Here is a 15,731-nt window from a genome sequence, read left to right on the forward strand (position 1 = left end):
TGCTGTCACCGATTGACTATGAAGCAAGAGAGTTAAAACTGAACAAAGCAGGCGTCTAGGAAACTAGGGGCATCTCAGACGAAAGCATCTGATGTGATGTGCGCGGCCACAGGCCTCCATCGCAACAACACAGAGTGAAAGCCCATGCAGAACGTCCAGCAGTCGATGCCCCTGGAGGTGTTTGGGGAACACGACTGCTCCTGCTTCGTCAAGTCTTGAAACACTGCAAGCGGTCCTGCCGGGATCAATTCCCAAAACCTTGATGTTTAACAGATGCTCCTTTCTCCACCTATGTCCTCCACTATAGCAGCGGTTTGGTCGGAAGCCAGTTCATCCCATAAGCTAATCCTGCCTCTTCATCCTTCTTACAGCAAAGCGCGATCAAAGGCGGCCTGATAAGCGGCTACCGCTTTGGTGGTCTCGTAGTTCCGTGCCACCTCAAGCCCCGCTTCAGCAAAACCGGCCCGTAAATGCTGATCGGCAAGGACATGGCCCATTGCCTCGGCGATAGCTGCAGGCGAATGATTGTCCACAAGACAGCCCACTAAACCGCCCCGCAAAAGCCGTCTGGGACCGAATGGACAGTCCACACTTACGACCGGAACCCCACGCGCCATCGCTTCAATGATCGCGTTGCCAAGGCCTTCGCGCCGAGAGGTGCAAACAAAGATATCAGCCGACTTGTGCACCTTGTCCAAGTTCGACGTATAGCCTGGCAAAGTGACCGCTCCCTCAAAGCGAAGCCTGGCGATCAAGGCCTCAAGAGCGGGACGTTCTGCCCCCTCCCCAAATATTGTCAGCCGCGCGTCGGGCATGTGATAACGCAATATAGCGAACGCTCCGATCAGCAGGTCGAAACGTTTCTCCGGCGCTAGACGCCCAACACTGACAATATGACGTCCCGTCTGGGACGGGGCTCGTAGGGCACCCACTTCATCTACGACTGGATTAGGCAGGTACACGTAAGGCGGCGCAGAACGACCCAGCATCTCGCTAAGCTCCAGACCTATCTCCTCAATCGGACCACCCGTCAGTGTCGCGTGAGGATAGATCCATCGAATCGCGGCCTTCCGCAAACGCCGCAGCTTTGCTTCAGCAAGAAAACCGGCCAGCGGGGTGTGTTCGGTCACAAGGGTTGCGACATGGAATTTCGAAAGGCGCGCGGCGGGCACCGAATACAGACTGCTCGCGTTGGTGAGTGTCACCACCAATGAAATTTTTTCTCGAGTTAACAGCTTCGCAAGCTCGCTGACGCAACCGGGCAGCCTTGGACGCTTGAGCGCCAGTACTTCTACGTCATCAGGCACGCGATCCAGAAGTTCACCTCGTCGCCGCTGAAGCACAAGAACGGGTTTGTGGCGCGTTCTGTCCATCGATTTCAAAAGGCTAAGTACAACGCCCTCCGCTCCTCCATGGCCAAAATGCGGAAGGAAAAATGCTACTTTCTTTTGCATCAAATATACTCCGTAAAAGAGTTTTCAGGACAAAATCAGCGAAAAAAGGAGTATCCGTTACGATTCTAATTTATAAGGTATCCCTAGTAACTGTACCATGAAGTTGAATCGGTAACAGAACATTTGATAAAAATTTGAATTGGAACGCGTCAAGGTAATTGATTGGTGGCATGCTGCACAGTTTTATAGAAAAGTGAAACCTTTCGCTGTCTGGTTTTCAAAAGATCTTAGGGATCTTGTCTTTGCCACATTGCCCAAGTCATACTTTCTATATCGTAGAGTTGATTTTCGCCGCCTCTCCTATGGGATTCTTAGGCTCAAATCACCGTCGAAAGGCTTTGCAATTGCTGGATGAAATGAGGTGGCGCAAAGAGCCTATAACTGGCTATTTGATCCGCTAGGATTACACTTCAGCTATTTGAACACACTACCCCCGAAGCTGTCTTTTGATCTCTTTTTGACCAGATCTATCGTCAGTATAACGATGGCCCGGTGGAAAAGCAGTTCGCCTTAATACATTACTTGACATTTCCAGAAAGTCATGAGCAAAATAATATTTTACACATTATATTGAGATTCACCGTGCGCATTTTTCTAGCACTTTGTGGTTTGTCTTTTCTTTTTGCCTTTATTTTGGACGGGAAACCGGCATCGGCCGAGTCTTACAATTTGGGCCCAGGTGATGTGGTCGAGATTTCGGTCATGTCTCGTCCCGAATTGACAAGGCAATATAGAGTTCGGCTTGATGGAGCTATTTCGTTTCACTTACTGGGTAGTGTCCAGGCCGAAGGTAAAACTCCAGCTGAGCTTGAGGCCGAGCTTGAACGCCAATTTTCTGACGTTTTCGAGGGGTCTACCTCCATCACCTTAGAGGTGGTTGATTATCGATCTGTGATTGTCGGGGGCGAAATCGCCTCACCCGGTGCCTATGATTTCAGGCCTGGTCTGGATGTTGCCGGTGTTGTCGCCCTTGCCGGTGGAGTGGCCGCTAGAGGCGAGACTAACACAGTGCCTACGCAGATGCGGGTTGAATCCGAAATGGCGCGATATGCGTTGCTGCAATCGCGGCTTTCGACGCGGTTGGTGGAACGCGCCCGTCTTTTGGCTGAACGCGACGGAAGCGATCAGATTTCCATTCCTCCCGAAGCGGAAGCAACTCTGGGCGCCGCAGCGCAGGACGCGCTAGATGCGCAGTCCCGTTTCCGGGCGGCACGTGAAGAGCAGCTTTCGCTTCGCCTTGCTGCCGAAGAATCAAATCGGGTGTTGGCCAAGGACGAAGCAGCCGCTTATGCCGAGCGCCGTGATCTGATTCGCAGCCAAGTTACCGCGACTACGGAAGAACTGGAGGTTCAGAAAGGACTGGTCGAGCGCGGTCTGGCGCGATCTGAGCGGTCGCTTGATCTTCGATTGTCTGCTGACCGATATCGTGCAGACGAGCTGGAGGCGGTCGCGTTAGAAGTGGCTGCCCGCCAAAAGGTGTCAGATGCTGAAGCAAGCAAAAAACTAGCGACGGCCCAGCGGAAAGGTGAACTTGCTGAGACGCTAGCCGCAAACAGTGCCGAGATTGCAGAGCTTCGAACGGATATGGAACTTGCAAAGCGTTTCGTGTCCATTTTCGGCGATCCCGCGGCCTCGGCCTCGTTCACCGGTGCTGAGACGCGGTACCACATCCGCAGACGTAACCGCGATGAAGTTATGATAATTGATGCCTCTTTAGATACTTTGGTCCTTCCAGGTGATATGGTGGAAGTGATGATTGACGATCCTGATTTGGTCGAATTTGCTCCGTCAACATTGCGGGTGACCCAATGAAGTTTGGTCGCTTGGCAGGCTTGATAACGGTTACTTTTCTGGTGTTTCAAGCGGCAATATCTGCCCAAGCCCAGTCGATTGAGCTATCTAAGATAGCAGCAACTCCAAACCCGCGACTCGGCCTCGCCTTTCCTGGGGACAAGACCAGGTATTATCCCCTGATCGCACAGGCTGGTATCGGTGTCGTTCGAATTTCAGTGCAGTGGAAACTCGTCGAGCCTAGGCCGGGCCAATTCAGCTGGTCTGGGTTGGACAGGCGTGTGGTCGCACTTCAGAACTTGGGGATAGATCCCTTTCTGACATTTGAATCGAACGCCGAATGGGGCACCGTTGCCGAAACGCGGGCAGTTAAGAATGCGCGCCCTCGTGATCCAGCCGAATGGAAAAGCTTCGTAAACGCCGTGGTAGAGCGATATGACGGCGATGGTCAGAATGATGCCCCGGGTCTTCATAGTCCGGTTCGCTATTGGCAGGCAGCAAACGAATGGATCAGTGACACAAACAAGTCTGGAGGCTGGGTTGGTTCAACCGATGAACTGATCAGCTATATTCGTCTGACATCTGATGCAGTTAAATCTGCGGATCCAAACGCAATTTTTGTTCTTGGCGGCATTGCTGCATTTAACCTCGATGTATATTTGGTGGCGCGTGGCGGGCATGATTTCACTGTACGCCAGAAATGGAGTGAGCACTCCGAAACCGTTCTTACAGTCCTACAAATGCGCAGTCGCGAAATCGCTCAAGTTATAGACGAGCGGGTCATTCCGGTTTTGAATAATAGTCCTTATGACATAGCGGACGTTCATCTTTACGGTCCCGAAAACCGTGACCCCGCGCGGATATCTATGATCCGCAACCTTACAAACAAGCCAGTCCTTTCCGCAGAATGCGGCGGGCCCTCGCTTGACTATGGTGATCAGTATTCACCTGAGAACCACTTTTTAGCAGTGGTTGATCGCAATTTGGGTGTCCTTGCCGCCGGCGGCCGCTTTTGCCTGTGGTTTCGATTAGGGGAAAGTTCGGGCAGTACCTATGGCAACCGATATACCGCGCTTTACAAAAGCAATGGCACGGCCAAACCCGGTGTATTTGCCTACCGGATGCTATCCCAGCTGTTGGATGCCCGCACATCCGCCGTAAAGGTAGCCCCCGACCTTTACGAATTGCGACGCAGTGATGGTACCAAGGTCCAGATTGGCTGGAACAGCGGTGCCGCAAGCGTGCGTAATTTTGCATCAAAGAATGGCGAAGATGCCTATTGCCTGGAGGATGCTGGCAGGGGGCGATTGAATTCCGACGCCGCAGGATGCCACCCCGACGCATTGGTTGTGGCCGGTAGTAACGTTTTGGCCTTGTTAGGGCCCTAGTTCATCAACTCCTACAAAAGGCAGTCTATCATGCTGAAACACTATCTGGACCTTATGCGCCAGTTTCGAATGACAATTCTTGCTGGGGTAATAGGAACAGGAGCTTTGGCGTGTGGTTTAAGTCTTCTGCTTTTGCAGGCCATGCCTATTTACAAAAGCAGAGTTGTACTCAACATGAAGCCTTCGGATGAGGCGTTGATGTTCAACAGGGCCTTTATGGGCGTCACCCAGTTTAGCCCCGCCGCCATTATTACGCAGACTCACATAGAGCGGCTCTTAAGTCGGCAGGTCGCCGAACGCGCGCTCGACATCCTGATCGAAGAGAGTGGCGGAAGCCTTCCCACAGAGCCCCCCAATACTTTGGCGCAGTTCAAGGCAAAACTGTGGAGAACTTGGAACATGGCAAACTACGGGCTTTTTATTCCTGCTCCACCGCGCGAGAGCCTAATCAGCGACATCCAGTCGGCGACTGACGTTGAAATAGTCGAAGGATCCTACATCATGGCGATTGAAATCAGCTATAATGACCCTGTACTAGCGGCCCGCGCCGCGAACGCCCTTGCACAGGCATTCATCGAAACTGCGAGCCTGGATTTTTCCGAAGATGCAATTGGCGTTGATAAGGCATTGGATACCTTACAGTCACAAAAGACCGCCGAATTGACCCAACAGATCGAAGAGCGCCGCTCTTTGCAACGACAGTTGGCGTCGGAAAATGTGGATGACGGCAGGATGCTGTTATCGGCCGAGCGCATTGCTACTACTAAAAAGCTGACCGATGCAGAACGCGTGATCGAGCGGCTTCAATCTGAATTGGCGCAACCCAGCAGCGTTGAGCAGGCTGCAATTGCAAACCTGAATGCGCAAGTGATCGAAGCAGAAGATTTGGTCAGCCAGCTTGCGTTAGCGTTGGAGAGTAACGAGGCAGAATTGCGGTCACTTGATCGCACTGAAACCGCGTTGCGGGAGCTTGATCTCCAGATTCAGGAAACCGAAAGCGATTTGGAAGAGCTTCGAGCCCAGAGACTTTCAACTTCGCTTGCCCGGGAGGCGCGAATGAACCAGGTCGAAATCATCAGTGACGCCAGAATACCAACATATCCGGCCTTTCCAAAGGTTTTCGTGAATACGATTGTCGGTACGATTTTGGGCGGTATTCTGCTGCTTGCACCCATTGCCATCCTCGATGTCATGAACAACCGTATCCGCACATCCGAAGATCTGCGGCAGGCGGTTGCGGTTCGCGCCCTACCAACCGTGACGCAGAAAATGGCAGCGCAAGCCCGCCGGTTTCTGAAGAATGGCACAGCGCCAGGCCGGGAGTTGAAAGAATTCGGCGAAATGATGAGCCGGCGGTTATTAACCGAAGGGCATAAGAATTGGCCCGAACAGTACATTTACGTGACGGCTATAGGCTCGAAAGAGCATGTGACCGCGATGCAAGATGTAGTTAAGGCTGCCGTTAGTCTATTTGCACCTCGCACAGATGCCTCCCCCTTGGCGGTTGTGGCACTCCCCCAGGTCGCGCGTCTGCCGGGCTGGGAACCCTATCAGGGCGGAACTATTCTGGTCGGCGTTGCTGCCGGAGAGGCGGAGTCTACAGAGGTTGAACGCATGAGCGGATCAGAACTGGCACAGGGGGCGGAAGCGTATTTCGCAGTGGTTCTATGACCCTGCCCGGCGAAAGACGGCGGCGACGCAAGCGTGCCTTTCTTAGCGCAGGAATCTTAGCACTTAGCGGTATTGTAGGTGGTGGGGTGCTGGCCGCGTCTAATACTTGGATAGGGCTCTCTGTTGGCTTGGCAGGTTTGGTTGCGGCACTGGTTGTATTGTACCGGCCTGGTGGCGTCCCGATCCTTGTTTATCATAGCATATCGCCCGATGCGAGTTGGCTCCCATGGTCAACAAATACCAGTGTTCGGCCAGAGGTTTTCCGATGCCACCTACAGACGCTGAAAAACGGTGGCTGGACTGTTAAATCCACATTAGACATCGTGAGGGATCGGCAGGCTGGAAAGCGGATCAATGACAAAACAGTAGTTCTGCAGTTTGACGATGGCTATCTAGACAACCTTGTTTTCGCCGCGCCTATCCTGCGCGAATTCTCAATGCCAGCCACGTTTTTTGCGTCTTTGGATTTCATTGAGCAAGGCAAGGCGATTAGGGAAGATAACGATAAGCTGGGTCCAGCAGATTGGACCGGTTACATGACCGTTGCCGAACTGAGCCTGATGGATGCTGACCCCCTATTCGATATTGAGGCGCATGGCGTGAACCATGCCAGAGTCCCTATCTCAGATAAACCAGTAGAGCAGCTGACAGAAGCAAATTGGCTTCGCCATGCCCCCTTGGCCTGGGCCTACGACAGCAAAAACAAGGCGCGCTGGTTTGAAGCTGAGACGCCGCCACCACCGCTTTTCATTGGAGAAATGGTGCCAGAAAATGACTCAGCGCTATCAGGGCGCTGGTGGAACGACGGAGAAACCGAAACCGAAGTTGCCTATGTACAGAGGGTTGGTCATGCACTGAACCGATCACGCAAGGAGCTTGGCGAAATTCTGGGCAAAGATGTCGTAATTTTTGCCTGGCCCTTTGACCGATATTGCCCTGTGAGTGTCGCGGCTGCAAAAGAAGCGGGCTTTGTGGCCGTTACCGGCGGGCGCGGGGAAAATCGCCCCGAAGAGGATCCCACGATCCTTAGCCGTGTTCATATCCACGACAGGGCCTTTGGTAGGGGGCCTCTGTGGCTGGAAGGGCTTGCACTTCGGGCACGCGTCAATTCGGCATCAGGCCGACTGGTCTGGCATTTTCTTGTCGTGCTGGCTGCCCGCATACGTAGCCGTCGCTTTGGTCGTCCGGGTTACGGACCGGTATCATGAGCGCACTGGTATTAGGAACAGTCGTAATTGCCGTTGTAGGGGGGCTCGCCGTCCTAATCGCAGGGCTCGCAGGACTGGCACCTTTAGCCTTAGGACTAGGCTTTGCAATCGCGGGTGGCATCGCTCTTTTTGTGCAGCCATTCTTGGGTGTCGCAGCTTTGGCAACCTTTTCTCAACTCGACGCTGTAGAGAAGCTTTTTTTTGGCTTCCTGCCGGTTTCCTTTTTCAAACTGGTAGGCGCGACCCTGACCCTTGCTGTCTTGGCGAACAGTATTCGTTTTCGTGAACAATTCCATAGCGTGATGCGTAATCCGGTCATTGTCATGGGGCTCGTCTTCTTCTTGATGACATTGGTTTCGATGGCGGGCGCAGAAGACAAAGGGCGCGCGATTTCTTCGGTGATAAGTTCTGTAAGTCTCATCCTTTTGCTGATGCTGGTGACAATTCTGTCCAATACGAAGCGCAAGGTCGTGATCATGCTCTGGATACTTGTCGGGTCTTCGTTTGTATCGGCAATGATCCTGCTGGTGGATGTCACATTGGGCGTCCAGCTTGTAGCGCAGTCCGATGCTGCGACGACCGCCCGGACCGCAGAAGGCGTTACGCGGTCGTCAGGTGGTTCAGACTATAACCCCACGACGGCAGCCTCTATGCTGTTGGTTGGCGTGATTTTCGCCTTGGTTCATTCGTTTGAAAGCCCTGTGTGGCGATGGCGCTTGCTGATGATCGCGGGCATTGGAACCGCGGCGGTGGTGCTGTCTTTTGCGCGGTCTGCTGCTTTGGCATATTTCATCATCGGTCTCGCTTTGGTTTGGCGGTACCATCACTGGAGATATCTTCCCTTGGGCGCGGCGGGTGCTTTCTGCGTGGGACTGGCTCTTGTTCCCTTCGTGCCCATCGAATACTGGGAGCGGTTGTCATCACTGATGAGCGGTTCAGGCGACCCTACTCTTGGGCGGCGCTTTACCTATAACGTCATCGGGATCGACCTTTTTGTCCACCATCCTCTTTTCGGGGTTGGACCAAGCAATTTTGTGCATCACTACACGAACATCGAGTACCGATATTTGCCGGGTCGTACCCTTCTAGGGCGCGAACTTCACAACATGTATCTTTCTGTGGTGGTGCAATACGGATTGCTCGGTGCATTCCCCTTCTTTGCGATGCTCGTGTTAACGTTCAAACAATTACGCACCGTGTCGCGTATACCATCCACCGAAGCGCTGCGCGTTTATGCCGTGGCGCTTAGCTACGCGATCGCAGCCTATTTGCTGGCGAGCCTTTTTCTGCCGAACGAATACACCAAATACACGTGGCTTCTTCCCGGTATTTCGACTGCACTTTTTATCGTGAATGAACGGGAGCGAATCCGATGAAAATTCTGGTCGTAGTGAGCGAATTTCCAAAAATCACCGAAACATTCGCCTATCGCAATGTCGTAGAGTACGAACATCTGGGGCACGACGCGCGGATATTTCACATCAAGCCATTTCGAGATGGCGAGATCGTCCATGATTTTATGACGGGTCTCGTGGATCGTGCTTTCACCTATGGTTACGGGTCCTCAAAAGCGCTTGGTACCTTGATGATGGAGGCAGTGACCGGACCTAGACGGCTTGGGCGATTGTTGACCAAAATCGTACGCGAGCACCGTTCCGAACCAAAACGTGGTCTTGCAGTTCTGCTTTTTCTTCCAAAAGCACTTGCAGTTGGACGCTGGTGCAGTCGCGAAGGGGTGGACCACATCCATGGCGAATTTGCCGGCCATCCGGCCACGGCGGCGATGATTGCCGCAGAGGTGGCGGGCATCCCCTTCAGTTTTTCAGCGCATGCCAATGACATTGTCGTATCGCAAGCGCTTCTCGTCGAGAAGGCGCAGAAGGCCGCGTTTGTGCGGTCAATTAGCCGCTATAACATCTCGTTTCTAAATGAGTTGCGTGGTTTTCCGACAGACAAGCTGAGGCTAGTGCGCTGCGGCGTGACCAGAAGCCTGCTTGAAAAAGACGGGCCGCCCCCGTCAATCAACGGACCGCTTCGAATTCTTTATGTTGGTTCGCTTATCAAGAAAAAGGGCGTCAACTATCTGATCGATGCGTTGGCGGCTTTGCCTGCAGAACTAAACTGGACCGCACGTATCATCGGTGGTGGCGATTTGGCTGATGAGTTGTCTGCTCAGGCCTACGCGCTTGGACTTGAGGATCGGATTCAGTTCGAGGGCCCCCAACCCGCCGAAGCCGTGGCTAAGGCATTTGAAAACACACACGTCGCGGTCGTCCCATCGATCGTCGGTAGCCAAGGACGGATTGAAGGTATTCCGGTCGTGGTGATGGAAGCGTTGGCCCATGGAATTCCTGTAATTGCAAGCGCACTGTCAGGTATTCCGGAACTCGTCGAGGACGGGGTCACCGGTTATCTGACACAGCCGGAAGATTCCAAAGCCATTTCGGAAGCTATTCAAAAGATCGCTGCAGATTGGAATGGTGCCGCAACAATTGCCGCGCGTGGTCGGGATAGAGTGGCCTCAGAATACGTCGTCGAAGACAATGCCCGCAAACTCGCTGCCTTAATGGAGGAGACTGTAAAATGAATTATATCTTCTGGTTATCGATGATAACGTTATTTTATAGTTTCGTCGGTTACGGCCTGATCCTGATACTGCTGTCCCGCCTCAGGCCGACCCCACAAATTCCCGATAACTGGGTTCCCCCCAAGGTCAGCTTTCTCATCGCGGCTTACAACGAAGCGGCCGTGATCAGCGACAAATTACACAATACCTTGGGGCTCGACTCCCTTGGCTCCGAAGTTGAAATTATCGTGGTTTCTGACGGGTCAAGCGATGACACTGCTGAAATTTCCCGGTCGGTGGAGGATCCTCGTATAACGGTTCTGGAGCTGGGCCGCAGTGGCAAGGCTGCGGCTCTCGGTAAGGGGCTTGAGCGATGCACAGGAGACGTTATCGTCTTTTCGGATGCGAATGCGATGTTGGCCGACGGCACCCTGGTTGCCCTGTTGCGCCATTTCGCAAATCCTGAAGTCGGCGGCGTTTGCGGCCAAATCACGGTCGAAGGCTCCAATGGGAAAACCGGAGGACTAGGGTTTTCCGAGGGTCTGTTCTGGAAATATGACCAAGCCCTAAAACTGGCCGAAAACCGTTTGGGTGGCGCTGTGTCTGCACAAGGATCGGTTTATGCCCTGCGCCGTGAATTTGCTGCGGAGCCGCAAGCGGGCTGCACGGACGACTTTATGATATCCGTTCGTGCCGTAAGCGCGGGCAAACGTCTTCTTTTTGAACCAAATGCCCGGACAACCGAAATTGTGACCGAAAGTGTATCCGGCGAAATGCGTCGCAGGGTTCGATCCTCTGAACGCGCTTGGCGTAGCCTGATGGCAAATGCGGATCTTCTGAATCCATTCAAGCACGGCTGGTACGCTTGGCAGCTTTTCTCGCATAAACTTGTCAGGCGTCTGAACCCCTTGTTTCTTGTATTGCTGTTTCTATCCAACCTAGCGCTTATTGGTCAGGGGTGGTTCTATACATTTATGGCAGTTGCTCAGGTTACTTTCTACGCCCTCGCGATTACTGCCCTTGCGAAATCCGAAGTGCGTCGGTTCAAGCCTGCATCGATTGCATCGTTCTTTTTGATGGCGCATGTCGCGATGGCTGTCGGCTTCTTCCGCTACGCGAGGGGCAACACGAGCGTCATCTGGACGCCGTCACGGGAGGGTTGACCATGGCTGTACCGATTTTTATCCTAGGGCTACAGCGATCCGGAACCACATGGGTTGCCAATATGATAGCCGGTTCAGGTGCGGTTGCAGCAGTCGCAGCTCAAGAGCATCGCGGTGTGCATGAGAGCATATTCTTTTCGCACTTCGCGCGGGCTTTTGGTGCGTTTGATGATCCCGATGCGCGCAGTCGCTTCCAAGATGCATTCGCGCGATCAGATTACTTTCTTCTCACCGGCCTTGATCAGACGGTTCTGGACGATGCACTTGCCAGGGCCAAGGATTTCGCCGGTGTATTCGCAATTATTATGGATGCCGTCGCCGCCCGCGAGGGCAATACACACTGGCTAGAGAAATCGCCACACCACACTCTTTTGGCAGATGAACTGGCCGAGCGTTTTCCAGAGGCTCAGTTTGTGTGCCTCACACGGTCTAGTCAAACGTTGATTGCTTCGCGACTTGCCGCTTACGGGCGCCGCCCGTCCCGTGGATTAGTCCGCGCTGCGGACATTATTCGCGGCGCTTTGGTCAACGCGCTTTATTCTCGTCGACTGACTCGCTTTGCGGCGCAACATTGTAAAAAAGCCTTGCTGATCCATTACGATGACCTCGTTAAGGATGCGTCGGCTGGTCGCCGCCGCCTTGTAGATTTTTTAGCACTTGGAATTTCGCCGGACCAGTTGGTTAGCGCCTTTGCACCGAACACCAGCCACGATCGGAAAGGTACAAGAAAAATGTCGCTCATTGATCGGACACTGATCGGAATCGGTGATGGGATTGGGAGACTTGTGCCGCTTGGGATTCTTGCCGCAATCGAACGGCGGCGGCGCGAAGGACGGAATGTGAATTGGCCGGATTGGGTCTGGTTGAAAAGCGGCTATGACCCTCTTTAGGCAGCTATTTTGGGCGTAGCTTTACTCCAAACAGCTTCATTCCAGCGCCTAATGCGAGCAATCCAATCGTGCCCGAGGCAAAAAGCTGGGTAACGCTATCAAGCTTTTCGATATTGCCCGCCAAAGGTTGCAATAACCTAAAGAGCCAAGGCCCGGCAGCCGCTCCGGCCAGAATGCCTGCCGAACCCAGCACTGCTGCTGCCATCATCGGTCTGGCTGCTCGGAACGCGCCACTTCCAGCATACACGTGTCGACGTCGAAGCATTATCGCAAGAAAAATGACCGGCACAGCTGGCGATAAGATAAGAGCGATCGGAATACCAACAAGTCCAAGTATTGGCGTTAGAACGGTGAACATCAACCATCGGGAACCAAAGTCCAATGCCATACCCAATCCGACCAAGCGCACGATAGGCAGGCCATCCTCGGCAAGCAGTCGGACCAACATCATCCTCGCGACAAATGCGCCCAAGGGTGCGAGGGCCATCCAACGCACCAATTCGGTCATCGTCGCTATCGTATCTGCGCTTATCTGATCATGCGCGATGATGATATCAACCACTGAGCCAGCATTCAAAAAAAATCCAAGCTGGACCGGTACCAATAGTGATATCCCGATCAACGTGGAATTACGGAACCGACGCCCAAGGTCCGCCTTTGCGCCAGCGGCCGCGCGCCGCGATAGATCGGCGAAGGCCACTAGGGCAAGGGCCATCGCCAGAGTATTCCCACAAAGCGCACCAAGCCGTTGGCTAAAATCCAGCATAGCCAACGAACCCGAACCGAGGCTCGCCGCCACTGCTGTTTCCAGCCAGATACAAGCCAAAGCACCAAAAGTTAGAAGGATTGCAGATGCGCCACGACGCCCGACTGCAGTGGGAACAGATTTCGTTTGCATATCAGTCTGGTGCTGTGTGCCTATACCAAACGCAAGGATCAGCGTAAGCGTGGCGACACCAAAAAACGTGATGGTGTAGGCCGCAGCTGCCTGCAATGCGAGGGCCCCACCGCCAAATAAGAGGGCAAGCGCCACAGCAGCCCTTGGCAGTTGACGGATGACCGTCGGCGCACCAAACCGCCCGCGCACATTGCAATATGCGGAAAAAGCCATTGCAGCGACAGTTGCGGGCAGAGACAGGGCCAAAATAACAACGACCTGCGATGCTAACGCCTTGGTATCTGGGCTGAATTCTGGCGCAAGTGAGACTACAATATCAGATGCCGTGAATGCGATTGCAGTCGCAAGCGCTGCCCCAAGCGCCAAGGCGGCTCCTCCGGACTGGCCCAGAATTCGCCATAGGCTTACACCAGCTGCTGCACGTGCAGCCACAAGCGGAATGAACACTACACCAACGACTTGGCTCAGCGCTTCTGTAAGGCTGGTAACAAGTCGGCGCCCCAACAAAAAGGCGTCAGCTTCTGCACCGACCCCCATGCGCCGCGCAATAAGGTATGAAACCAGAACCGCTACGAGAATCCCAAGCGCCTGGCCTGCGAATTGCGCTGACCCCGCGGCAATCAAAGATATGCCGCGGGTCGCCGTTCCTGTCAGTTTTTTAGGGGCTACCAAGGCCTGATCAGAGGAAGACATTTTTCTCTCTGGCCTGCTCCTCTCTGTTCATGACGTTTACCATGCCAGATGCGTGCTGCCATTGGCTGACCTGTGGAAGCACCACAACACGGTCCAATGCATAACGCTCAACAACGAAATCGCCTAAATCGGTTGCTGCCATATAACCAAAAGTTTCTGGCTTTTCTGTACTGCAAAGTTTCAGACGGGCCTTGCGCAAGCCTCCAGATTTTAGCCTGACACACAGCGTTGCCGTGTCATCAGCCGGAGACATATGCAAGCCAGGCACAACGACCTCATGCCCATCGATCTCTTCCACTCGCGAAATTGACCGACCTTCGTCGTGCTCCAGCCACATTACACGGCGAGATAAATGCAAATTGCGCGTGCTTGACTTCAATGCAGACTTCACCGCTTTACGACTGGCTCTAGCAATCATCGAAGATGCAATCTGGCCAAGCAGTATAAGTTCGGTCCGGATGGAAACTGTGCGTCGGACGTTTCTGTTGTTCATTCGTGCACGCAGCCGCTTGCTGGTGCCGTGACCGAAGTATGCTTGCGTCGGACCGACAAGACCCGGCTTTACTTCAAACCGCATATCGTAGCCGGGAATCCGATCGCGTTCGATATTCGCGATTTCCGCGCGGACAGGGCGTGGCCCACAAAGGTTCATTTGTCCGAAAAGAACGTTCACGAGTTGAGGCAACTCGTCCAACCGTGTGTCTCGCAAAAGGCCGCCCAAGGGTGTTTCGATATTTGAACCAACCGGCAGCGTCCGGTCTTTGGTTAATTCTTGGGCCCGTTTGCTGCAAAGTGTGCGGAACTTGATGATCTTAAATACACTTTGATCTTTTCCCAGCCTTTCAGCACGATAAAATATCGCAGGACCTTGCGTTACAATTAAGGCTGTCGAAATCATGATAAGTAAGGGAAGTACCAAAATCAGCAACATTGCTGATAAGATAAAATTATATGTCCGGTATAAGGCTAGGTTTTTTGGTTTAAAACCAATTCCGATTCTGGGTAAAGCGTTCATAATAGTTTCTCCGACAGTAACTAAAATATGCAGACTGACGCTGCGCTGAACTGCTCAGATTTAAATGTCCTGATCTAATTTCAGGATCTATGGGGCCCAGCAAGTTGCCGCGCCGATTTTCATTTTAAGCCAATAGCGATACTAATACGCAGCTATCGGTCGGCGAAATTGCCGATTAAAAATTTATTACCGATTAAAAATTTTATGCATCGCTTCTTTTCTGGACCATTACCTTAAGAAGCGCTTGAGTTATACTAACACTCTAAAGTGTATCGGTTGCTGGCAATGAACGCTATCAAAAGATGGCAAAAAATTGTCTTTTTTATGCCCATCTTATCTATCGGCCCTGTTACCGCCTGTTTCTGCTTAGTTATCAGGCGTTTTTATTGCGAGACACACCATCTCTTCATGCTCAATCTTCCGATCTAACTTATTATTTTAATTGATTTTTTTGATGCACCTCGACCCCAACGAAAGCATAAGATGAGCGCAACCAGCATCTGAAACTCTTTAGGCAAAACTGTGGCGCTACTACTCGCGACTTTGCACCCTTAAGGGGTATCGGATTGCGTTTCTCTATCTAGAATTGATTCTCTTTTGGTAATCATTCCCACCTAGCTGCAGAAAATGGGGGCATCTTCGAAAGAAGATCGAATCGCTAAAAGGCATGATGCAAGCGGCTTAGAAGACGATAAGCACATTATTGCCACTAGCTGGCCGCTGAAGTAGTCGACGCTCAGGAACGTTGTTCTGCCTATGGGGTGTATCCGCTCTTCGCTCGTTAACAAGGGCCCGATATCTTCGACACCCACGCCGTATCCTTCAGGCTCATGTCCCCAGTAATTCTGGTAGTCAGGCCAGGTTATTAGCGACCATCGTCAGAATGAAACGGGATCGCACCCGTTCGACGCGACGATTGAATAGCCCCTAGTTCCCTAGACACCTTCTTGGTTGATACTGTGCTGTCTGTTTTCGAAGTCGACGGGCGACGGCA

Annotated in this window: 11 protein-coding genes; 8 read left to right on the plus strand and 3 right to left on the minus strand. The window is 52.8% G+C overall.

Annotated elements, in window-relative coordinates; translation table 11 throughout:
- Positions 1 to 365: 365 nt before the first annotated feature.
- Complete coding sequence (locus WNY39_RS17620; protein ID WP_342847663.1) at positions 366 to 1,454, minus strand: glycosyltransferase; 1,089 nt, start codon at positions 1,452 to 1,454, stop codon at positions 366 to 368.
- 492 nt (positions 1,455 to 1,946) lie between these two features.
- Between WNY39_RS17620 and WNY39_RS17625 the strand changes: the two genes are divergently transcribed.
- From WNY39_RS17625 to WNY39_RS17660, 8 genes are read left to right on the plus strand one after another with little or no spacing between them, the layout of a single operon-like run.
- Positions 1,947 to 3,266 carry a polysaccharide biosynthesis/export family protein gene (locus WNY39_RS17625; RefSeq protein ID WP_342847665.1) on the plus strand — a complete coding sequence of 440 codons (1,320 nt, stop codon included), beginning with the start codon at positions 1,947 to 1,949 and terminating at the stop codon, positions 3,264 to 3,266.
- The gene (locus WNY39_RS17630) at positions 3,263 to 4,633 is read left to right on the plus strand and encodes a hypothetical protein (protein WP_342847667.1); all 1,371 of its coding nucleotides are present in this window, start codon (positions 3,263 to 3,265) and stop codon (positions 4,631 to 4,633) included. Before WNY39_RS17625 ends, WNY39_RS17630 begins: the two co-directional genes overlap by 4 nt.
- A gap of 30 nt (positions 4,634 to 4,663) precedes the next feature.
- A complete protein-coding gene (locus tag WNY39_RS17635; protein ID WP_342847669.1) occupies positions 4,664 to 6,304 on the plus strand; it encodes a hypothetical protein in 1,641 nt (546 codons plus the stop codon).
- A complete protein-coding gene (locus tag WNY39_RS17640; RefSeq protein ID WP_342847670.1) occupies positions 6,301 to 7,512 on the plus strand; it encodes a polysaccharide deacetylase family protein in 1,212 nt (403 codons plus the stop codon). Before WNY39_RS17635 ends, WNY39_RS17640 begins: the two co-directional genes overlap by 4 nt.
- Positions 7,509 to 8,888, plus strand: coding sequence for an O-antigen ligase family protein (locus WNY39_RS17645; RefSeq protein WP_342847672.1), 1,380 nt, complete (start codon positions 7,509 to 7,511; stop codon positions 8,886 to 8,888). The genes WNY39_RS17640 and WNY39_RS17645 overlap by 4 nt, the downstream gene beginning before the upstream one ends.
- Entirely contained in the window at positions 8,885 to 10,099 is a 1,215-nt protein-coding gene (locus tag WNY39_RS17650; RefSeq protein WP_342847674.1) for a glycosyltransferase family 4 protein, read from the plus strand. Before WNY39_RS17645 ends, WNY39_RS17650 begins: the two co-directional genes overlap by 4 nt.
- Positions 10,096 to 11,241 (plus strand): glycosyltransferase family 2 protein, encoded by a 1,146-nt coding sequence (locus WNY39_RS17655; protein WP_342847676.1) that lies wholly within the window; start codon positions 10,096 to 10,098, stop codon positions 11,239 to 11,241. Before WNY39_RS17650 ends, WNY39_RS17655 begins: the two co-directional genes overlap by 4 nt.
- Before the next feature lie 2 nt (positions 11,242 to 11,243).
- Complete coding sequence (locus WNY39_RS17660; protein ID WP_342847678.1) at positions 11,244 to 12,131, plus strand: sulfotransferase; 888 nt, start codon at positions 11,244 to 11,246, stop codon at positions 12,129 to 12,131.
- A 4-nt stretch (positions 12,132 to 12,135) separates the two neighbouring features.
- On the opposite strand, the gene WNY39_RS17665 is transcribed toward WNY39_RS17660, so the two are convergent.
- Positions 12,136 to 13,722: a lipid II flippase MurJ gene (locus tag WNY39_RS17665; RefSeq protein WP_342847680.1), complete on the minus strand. Its 1,587-nt coding sequence runs from the start codon at positions 13,720 to 13,722 to the stop codon at positions 12,136 to 12,138.
- Complete coding sequence (locus WNY39_RS17670) at positions 13,709 to 14,737, minus strand: sugar transferase (RefSeq protein WP_342847682.1); 1,029 nt, start codon at positions 14,735 to 14,737, stop codon at positions 13,709 to 13,711. The genes WNY39_RS17665 and WNY39_RS17670 overlap by 14 nt, the downstream gene beginning before the upstream one ends.
- Positions 14,738 to 15,731 lie beyond the last annotated feature (994 nt).

This window comes from Sulfitobacter sp. AS59, from assembly GCF_038899995.1.
Classification (GTDB): Bacteria; Pseudomonadota; Alphaproteobacteria; order Rhodobacterales; family Rhodobacteraceae; genus Sulfitobacter.